20 protein-coding genes and 1 pseudogene are annotated in these 18,408 nt (G+C 47.0%); 7 read left to right on the forward strand and 14 right to left on the reverse strand.

Annotated elements, in window-relative coordinates:
• Positions 1-164 precede the first annotated feature (164 nt).
• Together PBN151_RS26200 and PBN151_RS26205 are read right to left on the reverse strand one after the other, a co-directional pair.
• A complete protein-coding gene (locus PBN151_RS26200; protein ID WP_072731526.1) occupies positions 165-1,343 on the reverse strand; it encodes an ROK family transcriptional regulator in 1,179 nt (392 codons plus the stop codon).
• Positions 1,344-1,565: 222 nt separating this feature from the next.
• On the reverse strand, positions 1,566-2,597 hold the full coding sequence (locus PBN151_RS26205) for a V-type ATP synthase subunit I domain-containing protein (RefSeq protein WP_072731527.1): 1,032 nt from the start codon (positions 2,595-2,597) through the stop codon (positions 1,566-1,568).
• A gap of 279 nt (positions 2,598-2,876) precedes the next feature.
• On the opposite strand from PBN151_RS26205, the gene PBN151_RS26210 reads away from it, so the two are divergent.
• Together PBN151_RS26210 and PBN151_RS26215 are read left to right on the forward strand one after the other, a co-directional pair.
• On the forward strand, positions 2,877-4,121 hold the full coding sequence (locus PBN151_RS26210) for an MFS transporter (protein ID WP_072731529.1): 1,245 nt from the start codon (positions 2,877-2,879) through the stop codon (positions 4,119-4,121).
• Between the two features lie 5 nt (positions 4,122-4,126).
• The gene (locus tag PBN151_RS26215; RefSeq protein WP_072731530.1) at positions 4,127-5,215 is read left to right on the forward strand and encodes a Gfo/Idh/MocA family protein; all 1,089 of its coding nucleotides are present in this window, start codon (positions 4,127-4,129) and stop codon (positions 5,213-5,215) included.
• 178 nt (positions 5,216-5,393) lie between these two features.
• Here PBN151_RS26215 and PBN151_RS26220 read toward each other — a convergent pair whose 3' ends face one another.
• From PBN151_RS26220 to PBN151_RS26230, 3 genes are all read right to left on the reverse strand, one after another.
• The gene (locus tag PBN151_RS26220) at positions 5,394-5,582 is read right to left on the reverse strand and encodes a hypothetical protein (RefSeq protein WP_072731532.1); all 189 of its coding nucleotides are present in this window, start codon (positions 5,580-5,582) and stop codon (positions 5,394-5,396) included.
• Positions 5,583-5,704: 122 nt separating this feature from the next.
• The gene (locus tag PBN151_RS26225; protein WP_072731533.1) at positions 5,705-6,232 is read right to left on the reverse strand and encodes a hypothetical protein; all 528 of its coding nucleotides are present in this window, start codon (positions 6,230-6,232) and stop codon (positions 5,705-5,707) included.
• Between the two features lie 110 nt (positions 6,233-6,342).
• On the reverse strand, positions 6,343-7,257 hold the full coding sequence (locus PBN151_RS26230) for an EamA family transporter (protein ID WP_072731560.1): 915 nt from the start codon (positions 7,255-7,257) through the stop codon (positions 6,343-6,345).
• Between the two features lie 356 nt (positions 7,258-7,613).
• On the opposite strand from PBN151_RS26230, the gene PBN151_RS26235 reads away from it, so the two are divergent.
• Positions 7,614-8,285, forward strand: coding sequence for a 3'-5' exonuclease (locus PBN151_RS26235; RefSeq protein ID WP_072731535.1), 672 nt, complete (start codon positions 7,614-7,616; stop codon positions 8,283-8,285).
• An 86-nt stretch (positions 8,286-8,371) separates the two neighbouring features.
• Here the strand turns inward: PBN151_RS26235 and PBN151_RS26240 are convergent, their stop codons facing one another.
• Positions 8,372-9,196 (reverse strand): aldo/keto reductase, encoded by an 825-nt coding sequence (locus PBN151_RS26240; protein ID WP_065293744.1) that lies wholly within the window; start codon positions 9,194-9,196, stop codon positions 8,372-8,374.
• A 372-nt stretch (positions 9,197-9,568) separates the two neighbouring features.
• Here PBN151_RS26240 and PBN151_RS26245 point away from each other — a divergent pair, with 372 nt between their 5' ends.
• The 4 genes from PBN151_RS26245 to cysW all read left to right on the forward strand — a co-directional run bounded on the left by PBN151_RS26245 (position 9,569) and on the right by cysW (position 12,721).
• Positions 9,569-9,766: a YezD family protein gene (locus tag PBN151_RS26245; RefSeq protein ID WP_021254199.1), complete on the forward strand. Its 198-nt coding sequence runs from the start codon at positions 9,569-9,571 to the stop codon at positions 9,764-9,766.
• A complete protein-coding gene (locus PBN151_RS26250; RefSeq protein WP_072731537.1) occupies positions 9,763-10,842 on the forward strand; it encodes a sulfate ABC transporter substrate-binding protein in 1,080 nt (359 codons plus the stop codon). Before PBN151_RS26245 ends, PBN151_RS26250 begins: the two co-directional genes overlap by 4 nt.
• 18 nt (positions 10,843-10,860) lie before the next feature.
• Complete coding sequence (gene cysT, locus PBN151_RS26255) at positions 10,861-11,733, forward strand: sulfate ABC transporter permease subunit CysT (protein WP_072731539.1); 873 nt, start codon at positions 10,861-10,863, stop codon at positions 11,731-11,733.
• Positions 11,734-11,875: 142 nt separating this feature from the next.
• Positions 11,876-12,721 carry a sulfate ABC transporter permease subunit CysW gene (gene cysW / locus PBN151_RS26260; protein ID WP_072731562.1) on the forward strand — a complete coding sequence of 282 codons (846 nt, stop codon included), beginning with the start codon at positions 11,876-11,878 and terminating at the stop codon, positions 12,719-12,721.
• On the opposite strand, the gene PBN151_RS26265 is transcribed toward cysW, so the two are convergent.
• The 8 genes and pseudogenes from PBN151_RS26265 to PBN151_RS31545 form a co-directional block, all read right to left on the reverse strand.
• Positions 12,625-13,896, reverse strand: coding sequence for an MGDG synthase family glycosyltransferase (locus tag PBN151_RS26265; RefSeq protein WP_072731541.1), 1,272 nt, complete (start codon positions 13,894-13,896; stop codon positions 12,625-12,627). The genes cysW and PBN151_RS26265 overlap by 97 nt on opposite strands.
• 173 nt (positions 13,897-14,069) lie before the next feature.
• Complete coding sequence (gerQ, locus tag PBN151_RS26270) at positions 14,070-14,459, reverse strand: spore coat protein GerQ (RefSeq protein ID WP_227775103.1); 390 nt, start codon at positions 14,457-14,459, stop codon at positions 14,070-14,072.
• Complete coding sequence (locus PBN151_RS32120) at positions 14,380-14,742, reverse strand: hypothetical protein (RefSeq protein WP_227775105.1); 363 nt, start codon at positions 14,740-14,742, stop codon at positions 14,380-14,382. Before PBN151_RS32120 ends, gerQ begins: the two co-directional genes overlap by 80 nt.
• Positions 14,743-14,885: 143 nt before the next feature.
• Positions 14,886-15,107, reverse strand: a pseudogene (locus PBN151_RS32125) (cell wall hydrolase); the annotation flags it as partial.
• 141 nt (positions 15,108-15,248) lie between these two features.
• Positions 15,249-15,887, reverse strand: coding sequence for an FMN-dependent NADH-azoreductase (locus tag PBN151_RS26285; protein ID WP_021254206.1), 639 nt, complete (start codon positions 15,885-15,887; stop codon positions 15,249-15,251).
• A gap of 260 nt (positions 15,888-16,147) precedes the next feature.
• Positions 16,148-17,395 (reverse strand): MFS transporter, encoded by a 1,248-nt coding sequence (locus tag PBN151_RS26290; protein ID WP_227775107.1) that lies wholly within the window; start codon positions 17,393-17,395, stop codon positions 16,148-16,150.
• 5 nt (positions 17,396-17,400) lie between these two features.
• Positions 17,401-17,880: a MarR family winged helix-turn-helix transcriptional regulator gene (locus PBN151_RS26295; RefSeq protein ID WP_072731542.1), complete on the reverse strand. Its 480-nt coding sequence runs from the start codon at positions 17,878-17,880 to the stop codon at positions 17,401-17,403.
• Positions 17,881-18,058: 178 nt separating this feature from the next.
• A partial coding sequence (locus PBN151_RS31545) for a hypothetical protein (RefSeq protein ID WP_175560803.1) occupies positions 18,059-18,408 on the reverse strand: 350 nt, incomplete at its 5' end.

Here is an 18,408-nt window from a genome sequence, read left to right on the forward strand (position 1 = left end):
GAACTCCATAATTGTTGTCGTATGTGTGAGCAGCTGCATCTATCTTGTTGGATCTCTGCGCTGTAGAAGAATTGACCTGAAGGTGTTGTGCTGGTTGCGAATATGGCCACATCCGTAGTTGTCATTGTCTGAGAAGCAATTCATGCTGGAGAAATGATCATTGTTTACCTTTGAAATTTAGCCGTGGAGGGGAATGCCTCCAATGTACAGTGAATGGCTCCTATCAAGCCCGCCTGATCGCCAAGCGTGGCCATCTTAATGATTGGGACAGATGGAACCCATTCATTCAGCCAATATTGTATTTTGCGAATGCCTTCGTCCCCGATATGCAGCATTTCACCGCTAAGGATGAGCAGCGCCGGATCCATGACGCTCGTGACATTGGCGATCCCATAAGTCCAGTGCCGGCATATATCGTCGAATAGCCTTTGAGCCTCGTCGCTGCCGAGGTTGGCCAGCTCAACAATCTGCTGAATAATGCTTCTGTCTGGGCCAATGGATGGGAGAATGCGAATGGCTTTCTCGTAGATGGCTCTCACCGAGTAGTTGCGCTCGAACACCCCATACTCGCCTTTGACCTGATTGCCGATTGGGCCAATCATCATATAGCCGATCTCACCGCTTGCCTCATTGGCTCCCCGATACAGCTGTCCGTCAATAATCATGCCTGCGCCGATTCCTGTCCCCGCGTACATGTAGACGAGATTCGAATGGCCGACGCCGATGCCTTTATGAAATTCGCCTAGCGTCATCAGATTCACGTCGTTCTCGATAACGACAGGCAATCCCAGTGCTTCTTCAATTTCCTTCTGTACCGGTAGCCCCATCCACCCTGTGCTGGGAGCGTAGCTGACCGTTCCTGCACTGCGCTGCGTAATCCCCGGAAGTCCCAGACCCATGCCAAGCAACCGTTCCTTCGGAAACCCGCTGGCAGTGAGAAGAGTGTCCAATCCCTGTTCAATGCTGCGAATTGCCATCTCGCCATCCATAGGATGCGGCAAATTCGTCGTGCGCGAGACGAGCAGCTCCCCCTTCAGGTTCGCAATCGCCAATTGCAAAGTGCTTCCTTCGAATACTGCGCCAATGACACCATACGCATCAAAGTTATATTCCAGAAGAATCGGCTTCCTGCCGCCCTTCGATTCACCGTATCCGACCTCGCTGATTAAGCCTTCCATAATCATCTCATCGACGAGCGCTGAGACGCATGGCCGGCTTAACTCTGTTAACTTCGCCAAATCGGCTCTCGAAACCCGAGGATTATCGCGCAATTGATGGAGGATTCCCTCACGGTTAATATGCTTCACCAATTTTGCGTTTCCCGTCTGGCCTCTGCCAATCAATCCGTCATCCTCCCTCCACAATCTAAGTTAGTTAAAATTATTAACAAAGTCTTGTTGGAGATAGTTTATTGTATACGCTTACAAATTGTCAACATGAATTTTTTCTATTCAGCACTCCTCCTTGTTTTTAATTTGGCTTCAAAAATAATAAGAAAAAGTCTATCTCTTTGGGAGGCTAGACTTTTTAAAATAATCACATATTTAAAAATTACATAACGAGCGTTATATTTTGAATAATTTATCCTCTTTAGATAATCTCAAAATTTTATCATTCTCATTAATAAATTGATATTTTTGTATTTTCTCATTTAATATTGCAAAAATAAATTGACTTTCATTTTCATTAATGAAAGAAACTATTTTTTCAAGGTTATGTTTAGCTACTGTTTCTAATACATCATGTACAAAAAACCTTGGAAAATCCAATTTCAATTCCTTAATAAAAGAAACATAAGCGATATCCAATAATAATGTTATAGACTTTCTATGACCAGTACCCAATCCATCATCAACATTCGAAAGTTTTAATGGGAAAGTATCTGCGCGGGTTAAGTACAAACGTTGACCAAAAGTCTCATAGCTTATTTTTGTTAAATATTCATTGAATTTAGATAAATTGTCCATAACTATGGATCCATCATTAATTGTTCCATATTCATTAGTCTTCTTGTTTAGATCTTCAGTTAACTCATTGTAAATATCTAAAATCTTTGTTAACTGTCCAAGTTGCTCACTCTGTGATATTAGTTCTTTGTGTATTTTCTCAAAATTTTTGAAGTTATCTTGATCAATAATACTAATAATTTTTTTATTCTCATTTATTATTGATTCACGCGAATAATTCATGTTACTAATATCAAGATTAATTTCATTTAATCTATTCCTATAATAAGTAAGCTTGTTTTTCTTTATACTATTGTTAAACTCAATTAGCTCTTGAAATTCCTTATCTATATTTCCTAAATAATGTTCTACATCTTTATAAAACTCATAAAGTATTGATTCGTCCAATGTATCTTGATCATCTGATTCTTTTGAAAGTATTTCTTCTATTTTATTTTTTTTAAATAAAGCCGTCTCAATAGCATCATTGTACCTATTTATTTCATTCTTTACTCGTGATATTTCTTGAATATTTTTCTCGTAGTCCCCAATATTAATCATAGAACTTACTTTATTTTCTAATTCAACAACAGAAGAACGCACTATTCTTATTCTTTCATTTAAATCATCGATGTTTGAAAATTTGTGCAACTTTATTATCTGATTGATATCTTTTTTTATTTCCTATATTTCATTATATAGCTCTAGCTTCCTTTTACTTATCTCTTGAGACGACAACCCAAATAAAAAACATTTTGATAATCCATTAGGTAAATAGAGCGGAGTACTGGAGTATATGCTTTTAATTAAAATCCCCCAGTTTCCCCGCCAGCAACTTGTATGCGTAGTAGACAACACAGTTGAATATGAATGATAATAGCGTTACAGCACAGACATTCATCCTTGTCAAATAAAGTGAGGAGGAGGCAGATGCAGCGAAGACTCGTTATTCCACGATTATCATTCATGATGTTCATGCAGTTTTTCGTATGGGGGGCTTGGTACGCCACTGCGGGGCTTACACTCAGCAAATATGGCTTGTCATCCATTATTGGAACCGCTTACTCCGTTGGAGCGATTGCATCCATTATTGCTCCTTTCTTCCTCGGCATGGTAGTTGACCGCTTCTTCGCCTCTGAGAAAGTGATGGGCCTCCTTCATCTTGCAGGCAGTGCACTTCTATGGATGGTCGGCAGGCAAGTCGAGGCAGGCAGCGGAACAACGCTGTTGTGGACGCTTTTTCTGTATATGCTGTGTTATATGCCTACACTGGCACTAAGCAACAATGTAGCTTTTCACCATATTGCGGATGCTGCAAAGACATTCCCGATGATTCGTGTGTTCGGCACAATCGGATGGATCGTGGCAGGCGTCCTTATCGGCCAACTGGGCTACTCCGACAGTTCCGTCATCTTCTACATCTCTGCTATTGCATCCCTCTTGCTCGGTATATTCAGCTTCACTCTGCCCAATACGCCCGCTCCCGCCAGAGGAAAGCCTCTCTCTGTTCGCGACCTGCTCTGTCTTGACGCGCTGCAGATGCTTAAGGAGCGAAGCTATTGTGTTTTCATCATCTGCTCGATGCTTATTTGCATCCCACTTGCAGCCTATTATTCGTTTGCGTCACCCTTCTTAGAGGCTGCTGGGTTCGCCAATGTAGGCAGCGTGATGACGATCGGCCAGATGTCGGAAATCGCTTTTATGCTGCTTATCCCGTTCTTCTTCCGCCGCTTAGGCATCAAAATCATGCTCCTGATCGGCATGCTTGCTTGGACACTTCGTTATGTCCTATTCGCCTTCGGTGCGCCTGATCAGATTGGATCACTCATGATCGTAGGCATCGCTCTCCATGGCATCTGTTATGATTTTTTCTTTGTAACCGGATTCATCTATGCCGAGCAGCAAGCAGACAGCCAAGTAAAGGGGCAGGCACAAAGCTTGCTGCTCCTGTTCACGCAGGGAATCGGCATCTACTTCGGCTCACTTATCGCCGGCAGTCTGTTCAACGATACCGTGACAGCTAGCGGAACTGCTGCGCTTGCACAATGGAAGAGCTTCTGGCTGTACCCGGCAGGCGCTGCGCTTGTCGTGGCACTGTTGTTCCTGCTGCTGTTCAAATCGAAACCATCCACACATGCTGTTCACCAGCATGATGCGGCATTTGAAAGGAGATAAGCGTAATGAATCGTACGAAAGTAGCCATTTGCGGCGCTGGCTTCGTGGCCGACATTCATATGGAGTCCTTTACCCGATTCGTTCCAGAGGCAGAGGTAGTCGCTGTCTATGCCCGCAATCGTGAGAAAGGAGAAGCATTCGCTGCACGGCATGGAATACCGCAAGTGTATACAGACATGGATGAGCTGTTGGTGCATTCCGGTTGTGAGGTTGTGGACATCTGCCTGCCGAACTTCCTCCATCACCGCGTATGTATTGCGGCTGCGCAAGCGGGCAAGCACGTTATCGTAGAGAAGCCGCTATGCGTTACCTTGGAAGAGGCCGACGAGATGATCGAGACATGCCGCAGCGCAGAAGTGAAGCTCATGTATGCGGAAGAGCTCTGCTTCGCACCGAAGTTCGAGCGGGTACGCAAGCTGATCGAGCTGGGAGCCGTCGGCGATGTGTATATGCTGAAGCAGGCAGAGAAGCATTCTGGTCCGCACAGTGATTGGTTCTATGACATCAAGCAGGCTGGCGGTGGCGTGCTCATGGATCTGGGCTGCCATGCGCTGCAATGGTTCCGCTGGATGATGGGCGGCGCCAAAGTGAAAAGCGTATATGCGACAATGTCTACTGTACTGCATGGCGAGATAACGAATGGCGAAGATAATGCGGTTACGATCGTAGAGTTCGAGAATGGTGTAACGGCAATCGCGGAGGACAGCTGGGCGAAGCCTGGCGGGATGACAGACAACATAGAAGTATACGGTACGAAGGGAGTAAGCTATGCGGACCTCTTTCAAGGCAACGCTGCTCTGACCTATAGCGAACATGGCTATGATTATGCGATGGAGAAGGCAGGCTCCACCCAAGGGTGGTCGTTCACCATCTATGAAGAAGCATTCAATCAAGGATATCCACAGGAATTGAAGCACTTCATTACCTGTGTCCGGCAAAATCTAGAGCCTTGCGTAACAGGCGAGGACGGGCGTGCCGTACTCGAAATCATCTACGCAGCATATGCCTCCGCCCGATTAGGGCGCAAGATTGAGCTGCCATTCCACGCAGCCGTACAGCGACCGATTGATTTATGGCTGGGTACGGAGAACTAGGTCAGATCGTAAATCATGAATTCCCTTGTGGCAACGAGAAGAAGGCTAGTACCTCCCGATTAGGGATGTACTAGCCTATTAGTTGACTCAATAAATGGCCCACCGTAAGCTAAATTAGGTTGATCCTTTAGATCTTTAAGACCGGCCACATCAATGTATAAAATCCCCATACTTTCCCCTAACTTTTATCGTCATTTTTCAAGATTTTTTTTGAAATTAAGATACCAACAAAAGCAGAAAAAACTATAACAGGGGTCATAAATAGCATTTTATATTGATTCCAAGGTGTTGCGATAGCAACAACGATTGATACTACAAAAACAATAAAGGAAGCCAATAATTGCTGTTTTACACTTAATTTCGCCACTAATCATCCCCCACATCCTATAAATGAAAATATAGCATTCAAAATAGTGTTAGCTTGTTCTTCCTATATTAAAAGATCAATGAATATGTGTTCCAATCCAGATACCCAAATACAAGTACATCTTAGGTAAGTGTAATTTCTTTCATTTCGAGTGGCATCGATTGCTCCGCGGCCTCTACCTTGCCTTGAACAGCCTTCTGATGCCGCTTCAATTGGATCCTCCAATCGTTCATCTCCTGATCCGTCAATGCATGGAACGTCTCAACCTTCCTGCTCGTTCCGTCCTTAAGAACGACAACGAACTTGGGGAATACCGGGACGAACAAGATGCCCACTCGACCTTGCTCGACACGAATATCGACTACATCTACCCATGCTGCGCGGAGCCCATATTCATTCCATATTGTCTCCTGATCATAGGTCAGTAGGATATTGGTTCCTGCTGTTAAGGCACGCACGGATACGACGAGATTGCTCCCGCAATAAGCGAATCCAATGCACGCAGCCGCTGCCAGGGCAATTCGCAAGCTGAGCGGCAATTTGAAATCGAGCACGGCCAGAACGATAAGGCCCGCCGAGAATAGGATACAAATGAATGCAATGAACAATCGGGCTGCTGCTTTCTGTTTCTGATATACGACATGATGCATAGCGCATTTCTCCCTTTCCCACAGGTTGTTCAGTAGCTTTATTCCCACTTCGACGAGCTGTACCGATTCCCCTTCCTACTCCATTCGACAATATGCCATTATTATTCTAATTATGCACCTGCACGCTCTATCTTCTCTCTTGTGCTCGTCTTCTTCTGATTCACCAGAGTCAGCTGCGGCAAACAGATGCCTCCTAAAATCAGTACGATTCCTGCCCACTGCAACATCGTAACTTGTTCCCGGAGAACAAGTACAGACATCACTACCGCTGCCGGCAGCTCAGCCGCTCCTAAAATCGTGCCTAGTCCAGAACCAATCTTCGGGACACCTATTCCGAAGAAAATGACCGGGATAATAATGCCCAGCAGCCCCATAGGCAATCCGAACTTCCACAGTCCATCTACCAAGGTGCCATCCATAATGAATACTGGCGGGAACATGAGGAATACAACTACCATAGCTCCCGTAATCATGGATAAGCTCTTCGTCAAAATAGGCACATCGGTTGCAACACGCCCACTCACAAAAATATATATCGCAAACGATATTGCGGAAATCATTCCGAACACCGCCCCTTTCCAGCTCAATCCGGACAATCCATGATCAGCAAGACCGCCCGCGAAGACAGTACCTACGAGCAGGATGATAACCGAAATGATCTTCATCGGTTCAGGGCGCGTGCGCGTAACAACCGCTTCCAGCAATACACCAATCCACGTAAATTGGAATAGAAATACAACTGCTATGGAGGCTGGCAATTCTCCTACGGCAAGGCCGTACGTAATCGATGTGCAGCTCACAGACAATCCGCAAGCGAGCAGCACAGCGGCTTGCTTCCAGCGCAGCTTATGCCGTGAGAAGAGTAGTGTCATAACCACAAGCATCAGCCACCCAAAGAAATATTGTCCGCCTACAATCTCTGGAACGGTAAACCCTTCTCCGATCCCGAGCTTCATTATGGAAGACAGAGTTCCATAGCTGCAAGCCCCAAGGAATACAAGCAAAGCATACTGAAGTAATTTCATATTGATGTCAAGCTCCTCTCGCTTATACACGCAAAAAAGCCCCCTGCGTTCTATAGCAGGGGGCGAACGAAACCAAGCGCTGTGGCAATACAAAGCTGTGCGTTCTTCTACCGAACGCGGCCACTCACACGCCTTTGCAAAATTTCGCCTCTCTATTCACACCTTCAGACACTGTGAATAGAGTTTGGTGCATGCCGTTCTATTTATGCCCTTCCATTGTAGTAAGCTTCCTTCACGCTGTCAATGAATAGATTCATTCGGGCAGCAGCAGAATCCAAGTAGTTCCTCCAACGACCGGCGCAACTTGTGTTACAATATAAGCATCATACGCTGTCAATAAAGATAGGAGCGGCACCATGTTAGCAATTATTTATGATTTGGAAATGACCGTAAAGCGCAAAAAAGGGGCGTTTGCCGAAATCATTGAAATTGGGGCGGTGAAAGTGACGGAGAACGAGGGAACATTCGCCGTTGCTGACACGTTTCAAGCGTTCGTCAAACCGACTCTTTCCCCCAAGTTAACAGATGATACTGTTAATTTTACCGGTATTACACAAGAGGATATTACACATGCCTCCACCCTGCAGGATGTCCTTGATCAATTCATCGCGTGGATTGATACGGATGACTATGCACTATGTTCCTGGGGGCCGGATGATAAATCCCAATTCCTAAAGGAATGCCGCCAGAAGAAGATTCCACTGTACTGGCTTCGCAATCATAACAATTTGCAAAAGCAAGTATCTACTGCCCTGAAACGTGAGCATAATCAGCAGATTGGACTTAAGGCAGCGCTGGAAGCACTGGACGTCCCGTTCGTCGGGAATCAGCACCGGGCACTGGATGATGCCTACAACACAGCACTCGTATATATACAGATGCAGGAGCACATTCAGTTGACTCGCAATGAGGTTCAAGAACATCCGAGCTATGAGAGCAATGTTGTATATCGAGATGATACAAGCAATGAGGATCGAGACAATCCATTCGCAGCGCTTGCCAATTGGAATATGGACGAAGACAAATAGAACACGGTTTGTCCCGAGATGGGGCAAACCGTGTTCTATTTACTTTCACATTCTATATCAGGGTTGCAACGAACGAATAATTGCGGTTACGTAACTGCGAATTCATCCGGGTTCGGACCAACTCGCTTATCTTCATTAAGTGCATCGATGCTGCTCAGCTCAGTACTGCTCAACTCGAAATCAAATACATTGAAGTTCTCGCGTATGCGCGATGGTGTAATCGACTTCGGAATGACGACATGGCCATGCTGCAAGTGCCAGCGAATAACCACTTGAGCTGATGTCTTGCCGTGTGCGGCCGCGATCGCAGCGATCTCTTCATTCTGCAAAATATCCCCACCCTGCATCAGCGGGCTCCAAGCTTCCAAATAAATATCATGGCGCTGGCAATATTCACGCAGCTCGTTCTGAGCCAAGCGCGGATGGCATTCCACCTGATTCACAACCGGCTTCACGCTGCATTCCTGCGCCAAACGCTCCAAGTGAGGAATATGGAAGTTGGATACGCCAATCGAACGCACGCGTCCGTCTGCGTAGAGCTTCTCCAATGCTTTGTATGTGTCCACATACAAATCCCGGGAAGGAACTGGCCAATGAATCAAATACAAATCGAGATAGTCGGTCCCCAACTTATGTAAGCTCTCATCGAACGCCTTCAGGGTAGCATCATATCCTTGCTCGGAATTCCATACTTTCGTCGTCAAGAATATATCTTCACGCTTCACGCCTGACTCTTTAATGGCTTCGCCAACGCCTGCTTCATTCTGATAAATAGCTGCTGTATCGATTAAGCGATAGCCCGTCTCCAATGCAGTCTTCACTGCATCCTTCACCTGCTGTCCCTCTTCAACGCGCCATACCCCAAGACCTAGCTGCGGCATGCTCAAGCCATTGTTCAACGTAATTTGCATGTTCATTGCCTCCTTCATAAATGTAGCAACAATTTCAGTATAGTCGTAAACGGCAGTCTGGTGCAAACCATCTGTCCTACCTCATAACAAAGCTATTGTAAACGCGTTTCGGGCAAGCACATTTCACGATTTCCCAGAACTTAATATAACTTTGGAAATAAGTGGGCAGCTGCATTGACTTCCTATCCGGTTGCTGATATCATACTGCCATAACACCAATACCTTAGTTATCTTATAGGAAATATAATGATTAATCAACTATGAACAACGACTCATGACTTCTGTCGACCGGATCACCGGAGACGCATACCTAACTGCATGTTTAGGGGTGTCTTCGGTTTTTTTGCATTCATGTTCAAGGGAGGAACGTATATGAGCAGTCAACCAACGCAAATCGGGTTAGATACCATCCATCCGAAGTGGCTGGAGCGAATCGCAGAACAATTGAAAGGACTCAACTATGGATCACTGACCATCACGATCCATGACGGCCACATTGTACAGCTGGAGCGGACAGAACGCACCCGCTTCGAGCTGGAAGGCGCAAAAGAAAGGAGACAATCCAGATGAAAGTACAACGTCGTTTACCTGTACGTATCATCATCCTGCTTTCTATGTTGACGCTCGCCTTGATGGCCTCCTGCGGACGCAGCGATTCAGGTTCAGGCAAGCAGGGAGAAGCAGAAGGAGCTAAGCCAAATACGGCTTCTGAAGAGACTGTGGAACTGCAGAACGTGTCCTATGACCCAACCCGTGAGCTGTACGCTGATTACAACAAGGCATTCGCCGCACACTGGAAAGAAACGGCCGGACAGAATGTCACTGTGAAGCAATCACATGGCGGCAGCGGCAAGCAAGCACGCGCTGTCATCGACGGCTTGAAGGCCGATGTCGTTACCCTCGCCCTTGCATACGATATTGATGCGATTCGCAAGGCTGGCTTGATTCAAGAGGACTGGCAGACACGCTTTGAGCATAATAGCGCCCCTTACTACTCCACGATCGTGTTTCTTGTGCGCAAGGGCAACCCCAAGGGAATCCATGATTGGAACGATCTCATCAAGCCCGGTATTCAAGTCATTACACCGAACCCCAAAACTTCCGGAGGCGCCCGCTGGAATTATCTCGCCGCTTGGGGGTACGCCCTCTCTGAGAACAAACAAGATGAAGAGAAGGCAAAGCAATTCCTCTCCGCCCTCTATGCCAATGTCCCCGTACTCGATTCAGGCGCGCGCGGAGCAACGACAACCTTCGTGGAGCGAGGAATCGGTGATGTACTCATCTCTTGGGAAAATGAAGCTTTCCTTGCCACAAACGAGCTTGGGCAGGATAAATTCGAAATTGTCGTTCCTAAGCTAAGCATATTGGCGGAACCGCCTGTCTCGGTCGTCGACAAAACGGTGGATAAGCGAGGAACCCGCAAAGTCGCCGAAGCTTACTTATCCTATCTGTATTCAGAGGAAGGACAAGAGATTGCAGCAAAGCACTATTACCGCCCACGCTTAGAAGCCGTTGCGGCCAAGCACAAGGCACAATTCCCCGAACTTAAGCTGCTCACCATTCAGGATGACTTCGGCGGATGGGAAGCCGCGCATCAGAAGCACTTCGCTGATGGAGCATTATTTGATCAAATTTATAAAAAGTAGAAGGGAGCACGGGATATCATGACCACACAATCCGCTCATCTTGGCCGTTCTCCCATCAAGCCGAGGAAGGCATCGTATTCGGTGCTTCCCGGCTTCCGCTTCACACTAGGCTATACGCTGATTTATATGTCTCTCCTCGTACTCATTCCACTGTCAGCCATCGTCTTGAAATCATCCGAATTAACCTGGGGCGAGTTTTGGAGCACGGTGCTGGATGACCGTGTCATCGCAGCGTATCGGATCAGCTTTATCGTCTCCTGTGCCGCGGGACTCCTCAATGTCTGTTTTGGACTGATTGTCGCTTGGGTGCTTGTCCGTTATTCATTTCCAGGAAAGCGATGGATAGACGGCTTGATTGATCTGCCATTCGCACTCCCTACTGCTGTCGCAGGCATTGCTCTGACCTCCATCTATGCAGAGAACGGCTGGATTGGACAGCTGTTGTATCCGCTTGGCATACAGAGCGCCTATTCACAGGTTGGCATCATGATCGCGCTGACCTTTATTGGCTTCCCCTTCGTGGTGCGAACCGTTCAGCCAATCTTAGAGCAATGGAGCACGGAAGTTGAGGAAGCAGCGGCAACCTTGGGTGCCAAGCGTTGGGCGGTATTCTCCAGAATCATCTTTCCCGAACTCATACCGCCGCTACTGACAGGCTTTGCGCTTGCCTTTGCACGCGGAATTGGCGAATATGGTTCCGTTGTATTTATTTCCGGCAACATGCCTTATAAGACTGAGATTGCACCGTTGCTTATTATGACGAAGCTGGAGCAATATGAATATGCCGCAGCCACGGCTATTGCACTTGTATTGCTTGTTATATCTTTTGTCCTGCTGTTTATCATCAATTTCATTCAATGGAGAATGGGCAGACGCGTTATGCCCCATTAGAGCGAATGAAGGATGAAACTGCACTCTGATTCACCCCATCAACAATACTTGAAAACGCGAAAACAAGGAGATTACCCGTATGACCGATACCTCATTGCTTACGGAACAACCTAAATTCCCCCCTCATACTAGGCGCAAGTCAATGGGAGGCGGACTTCCGCCATCAGCGCCGCAATCTCGCGCATGTACAACGGAATCCCCCTATGTCCGATACCTGCTCATTGCCGTTGCTCTTGGCTTTATTGCGCTCGTCATTCTGCTCCCACTTGCGGCCGTGTTCGTGCAAGCATTCAAGCGCGGAGCTGATGTCTATCTGGCAGCACTTGTTGACCCAGATGCCTTAGCAGCGATCCGGCTCACGTTTGTCACTGCATCAATCGCCGTGCCTTTAAATGCAATTTTCGGCATTGCAGCAGCTTGGTGTATCACCAAATTTTCATTTCGCGGCAAGCAATGGCTCATTACTATGATGGATCTACCCTTCTCAATTTCGCCTGTCATTGCAGGCTTTTTATTTATTTTAATTTTTGGCTCAAATGGATGGTTTGGAGAATGGCTGGACAATCAAAATATTCGAATCGTCTTTGCCCTTCCAGGTATTGTATTAGCCACGTTATTTGTCACCTTCCCCTTCGTTGCCAGGGAGCTCATTCCGCTCATGCAGACGCAAGGAATACAGGAGGAGGAGGCAGCGGCCACCTTAGGAGCAAGCGGGTGGCGAATGTTCTGGCGTGTGACGCTGCCCAATATCAAGTGGGGACTGTTATACGGCATAGTCATTTGTAATGCGAGGGCAATGGGGGAATTCGGGGCGGTATCCGTCGTATCGGGGCATATACGAGGCGAGACGAATACAATGCCGCTCCATATTGAGATTTTATACAATGAATATCAATTCTCGGCAGCATTCGCTGTGTCTTCACTGCTCGTATGTGTAGCATTGTTAACCATTGCAGCCAAGCACTGGCTGACGCGCAAGGAGGATTGAGCTGAATAGGTTTCGCTTGTCATCGCGTCCAGAATATCTATTGCGATCCGTTTCGCAGCATACGGACGCGCCAGACTCACCATGCTTCGCTTCATGGATTCAAGCAGGGCCGGCTGATTATACGCCTCGCAGAGTCTCATCGCCAGCTCAACGTCCTGCCGTACGACAACAGCTGCACCATGCCTTGCGAAATACCGAGCATTTTCCCGCTCTTGACCAGGCTGCGGGCGCGCGATAAATAGAGGCACCTGCATAGCGAGCGCTTCCGTTAGGGTTACACCTCCCGCCTTCGTAACCATTGCATTAGCGCATAACATCAGTTCATGAATAGAGGACACATAGCCGAAGACATGTACATTGCTCAACGAACGGAATTTCTCCGTGAGTTCTGTCTCCCAGCGTTCATTTCTGCCGCATACAATAACAACCTGGTGATTCGGGATTCGTTCTAATAGGCGAAGAAATCGATTGGATATTGCCTGTGCACCAAGCCCACCCGACATTACTAACGTAGTTCGAAGCCCCGAATGTAATCCATATTTATGGAATAGTGCTTCCACTTGCTCTTCATTCTGCATGGAGGACTGCATCGTGTACTGCTGAGAGTACAAGTCAAATTGATCACGAATTGGAATGCCGCTTACATGCACTAGATCTGGAGCGATACCGGCTCTCATCATCTGTTCGGCTAATTCGACAGTTGCAACATAGTAGTGATCTGTGGTGGACAATATCCAGCGGTGATGGAGATCGTAATCGGTGATGACCGTAAATGTGGGAATCGCTTTGTTCATCTGCCGGACAACTGATGAGACGTCGAAGTAGGGAAATGTACTGATAATGCCATCAGGCCGATGCTCTAGCAGTAGCTGCTTCAGCTTGCGCTTGCCTAGTGTGAACCCTGTGCGCACAAGTGGATGTGTACGTTCAATTCGGCGCGTTGAATAGTAGCTCCAACCATAATAGTGAATCCCGTATTGCGACATCGTCTGACTTTGCATAAATATAAACCGAAACATCGCATCCATCATCGGATGCGCCTCAGCCATCAAATCCACAACAATAACCTGCATGCCAAGCCGCTCCATGTGTCCTTTAAGCGCCTGCGTTACCATCCAATGCCCTTCCCCGAAACGGGACGTTAAGATCATAATCTTGTAAGCAGCTTTATGCATTCTTTATTTTCCCTCCTTTCTCTCAGATTATTTTATCTTTCTCTCCCTTCCCACGGATTATAACGTTGGTTCCTCATCAGAGGTTTAACGGAAGTTGGTTGTTTTGTGAATATAAGCAAAGAGCCGCCCTACCCTCTCGGAGAGGCGGCGGCTTGCTGGCGGATAGTGCCTAATTACTGTTCTTCAGAAGATTCAGGCTGACGGTATGGATATTCATAATTAAGCGGCTCATCGAATGTCGCATAGTCGAAGTTAACCATTAACAGCATGATGCGTTGACCCGTTCTCGGATCGCTGATAATGATATGATCACGACCAGCAGCCTCAATTTTACCGCGGAATATCTTCGCATTCCATTCCGAGTTGTTCTCATATGTCATATAGAACGTACCGATCTTGCCAAGATTCAAGCGCAAAATGTTCTCGATAAAGGATTGTTCTTGCGGGAGCCCCGTCAGAACCGTGCCGGAAGGCGTAATCACATTACCGCTGGCGACCGAAGGAGGCATTGTAGCTGCCTGCTGCGTTGCAACCGGCTGCTGTATAGCTAATGGCTGTTGCATTGACATAGGCTGCTGCATTGGCATTGGCTGATTGGCGAAAGGCTGTACAGCTTGTTGCATTGGCATGCTCTGCATCGACATGTTCTGCATTGGCATGCTCTGCATCGACATGTTCTGCATTGGCATGCTCTGCATCGACATGTTCTGCATCGGCATGCTCTGCATCGGCATGCTCTGCATCGGCAAGCTCTGCATTGGCATGCTCTGCATTGGCATGCTCTGCATCGATTGCTGCGCCGGATATGGCGTCGGAGTTGGACTGATTGGGGCTTTTGATCCGCAACAAGATCCGCCTTTTGACGTGCTCATTGGAGAAATCGAACTATTACCGGATTGGTTCGGAGTTGGATAACCATAACTCATGTAATTCATGCTACACTCTCTCCTTTACAGTCTCATCTGGACTGATTTTTTAATGAAGCCTCGTTACCCCGAGTACACTGCTGGACAGTCGTCCCCAGTTGGGGAAAAGAAATAATGCGCTCGATACCGACCAGAATTTTGTTGATTGAACCACGGATCTGGGCACTCTCCCGCCGGCCTAAAGAACCACTGTGCATAGGAAGCAGGCCAGGTGCGCTCGCCATTGATTGCGCGTTGAGCTAGACGAATATCAGCGTCACGAGCCCATTGATAGAAGTAGCCCTTCAGTGCCTGTTACCTCCCTCCCCCTTTCATTCGTTACCATCATATGTGCGAGTGCCTAATTGGTGACAAACGAAAATAAGCCGGCTCCAATAGGAACCGGCTCATGGTCAGGTGCGAACACTTTTGTTTAATTGGGATTGCTTATTTTACAGCTGCAAGCAAGTTTTTAGCGCTTTGCTCAGCACGTTGCTTCGCAGAAGCAAGGATTTCTTCTGCACGATCAGGTGTTGCAGCCATGCCTTCTACTACGACATTCTCGTAATCGGTAATGCCGATAAAGCCCATGATCGTTTGCAAGTAAGAGTCAGTGAAGCGAAGACCTGTTGTTGGTCCTTCGGAGTAAACACCACCGCGCGCTTCGATATGAACAACTTTCTTGCCTCCGAGCAAGCCTTTTGGACCTTCAGCTGTGTATTTGAATGTACGGCCAGCGATAACCACGTTATCGATATAAGCCTTAAGAAGAGTTGGGAAGCTTAGGTTCCACATTGGTGTAATGAATACCACTACATCTGCTGCAATAAATTGCTCCAAAATTTCGTTCATGCGGCCAAGTGTGCTTGTTTGCTCTGCAGACAACGCTTCACCAGCGGCAGCTTTGCCCCAAGCATCCAGTACTGTGCCATCGATCAATGGAATGTTCTCTTCATACAGATTCACACGCTCGATTTGTACATCCGCATCAGCTTGAAGCGCAGTCAAGTAGTGCTCACCAAGACGAAGGCTGAAGGACATTTCAGTTGGTTTAGGATTCGAATTAATAACAAGTACTTTTTTCATCATGTTCACCTCATAAATAAATTTTGTATAACGTTATTGCCTTACATTCAGTTCTGACAAGATAGCTCATAGCCTGCGGCAAATTATTGATGTTGACTCAAAATTGTCCGCTTATTTAATGTCATTGACTTACTTTATGTAAGTATAATAAATGTTATAACTTACTTTTGTCAAGTAAATGAGTTAAATTTATTTTTCAACTTATATTTTGTATACATATCAAAGACAGCCTATCGTTCTGTTCTTTCTAGTCCAGCAACCTAAGTGACAGAAGCAGTTGCTTCATCACGCCCACTCATCCGAGAAGCTCTCGCTCGAAGGAGAGCAAATGCATAGATGAACAGCAACAATACCGCAGACAAAGCGGATACGAGGTACGTATTGCTATAAGTTGTGATTGATGCTACTGCACCAAGCAACAACGAACCGAGAGCCACGCCCAAGTCAATTGAATTGTAGAACATGCCTGTTGCCGCAGCATGCTGATCAGCAGGTACACGCTGCACAGCCCATGCTTGGAATGCAGGCTGCAGACTGCCATATCCAAGCCCGTACATAGCAGCGGCAAGACACAGCATCCCTGTCGATGCACTGTAGGCCAGAACCACCAGCGAAGCTGCCAACATTATTCCACCTGCAGGGACAACCGCGAGATGTCCCTTGCTGTCATACAGCTTGCCAGCGAATGTACGGACAACCAATATGGATATCGCATTACATAAGAAGAATAGGCTCACATTCGCGATCCCTCTCTCCTGACCGAACATGGTAATGAAGGACAGGATACCTCCGTACGTGATGGTGACAAGAAAATTAAGCGTACACGGCAGCAATGCCCGCCGATCAATCCATGAGCCTTGCGGGCGGATAGTTGCTTGACTCGCAGGAGCTTTGGCACTGCGCAATAGTGGCAGCATTGGAAAAATAATAATGATAAGGACAAACGTCGTTCCAATTAAGTACTCATATCCGTAGCTTTGCAGCAGCCACAAACCAATAATCGGAGCGATTGCCATGGATAAGCTATTGGATAAGCCGTAATAACCCATTCCTTCCCCCATGCGTCGAGGAGGAATAATTCGCGTTGCCAATGTCCCTAGGGCTGTGCTCGTAATGCCAAATCCCGCCCCATAAATCATGCGCACAAGCATGAACAAGGCCAAGGATGGTACAAATGCATAAGCGCCCGTCGACAAGGCATAAATGAGCAAACCAGCAATCAAAATGCTCATCGCTCGGAACCGATCAAAAAATCTCCCCGCAAAAAGTCGGGTCACAATAGCCGACAAAGCGAACAAACTGACCACAAAGCTCACGGTCATGTTGTCTGCTTGATAAGCATCCTTCACATACGCTGGCAGCGCAGGCGTTATCATCAACAGATTCAATGATACGAGAAAGTTCGAGCCAGCTAGCACCACAAATGGCTTTGTCCACAATGGCTGCTTCTCTTCAAGATTCGCATTGTTATTTCTATATTCCGCATTCATATCTTTCATTTCTTTCATTTCTTTCATTTTTTCGTACCGCTTCCCTGACTCGCCGCTGCCAACCGTTCCTTCTCAGCTGCAGCAGAATTATCTTGAATCCGCTGCAGTTGTTGCAGCAGATGCTGCTCCTCGTCGCTTGAGAATCCCGCCATAACTTGAGCGATATATTCCTGCTCAATGGGAATCAACTGATCCACAATAGAGCGCCCGGCAGCAGTTACCGCCAACCGATATGCGCGCCGATCCTGTTCGCAGGTTCTTCGCTCTACCCACCCCTTGCGCAGCAAGTGCTGCACAATCCGTGTCAAGGTTGGCTGATCTTTCCCGCATCGCTCAGCCAATCCCTTTTGATTAATGCCTTCCTCTTCAACAAGACGGAACAGCACTCCCCACTGCTCAATCGTCATATCATAAGGCCGGAATCTCGCCCCTAACTCCGCAGCTACCTTACGGTGTGTCTGACCGAGCATGTAACCTACCCTTCGTTCCAAATGCAGTACCATTTTGTGTGTTACCTCCTAATATTTCACCTGTACAATCGGAAATAGTTGTTGCAACAACTATTAACTTGTCATAACAACTATTATAACAATAAGCACTCTAATGTAAATAGTTATATATTAGTAAGCAGATTAGATCAAAAAAGACGGTTCTATATTCTGAACCGTCTTTGGTCTTATATTATGAGGTGTAGGACTGGTCTGACACGCTTTGTACAATGCTTGACGACCCCATACCACCTGTTGATGCATAGCCTTCGGCCTGTTGAGTGGAAGCTGTAATGCTATTCACTTGGCCTGTCGGCTGGAAGCTGTTTGGCACCACATTCTGTTGCGCTCCATGCGTTTGCGCTGTAATGCTTTGCACTTGACCTGTCGGCTGGAAGCTGTTCGGCACTACATTTTGATGTGCTCCATGCGTTTGTGCCGTGATGCTTTGCACTTGGCCTGTCGGCTGGAAGCTGTTCGGTACTACATTTTGATGCGCTCCATGCGTTTGTGCTGTAATGCTTTGCACTTGACCTGTTGGCT

The organism is Paenibacillus sp. NAIST15-1, from assembly GCF_001894745.1.
GTDB classification, from domain to species: domain Bacteria; phylum Bacillota; class Bacilli; order Paenibacillales; family Paenibacillaceae; genus Paenibacillus_B; species Paenibacillus_B suaedae.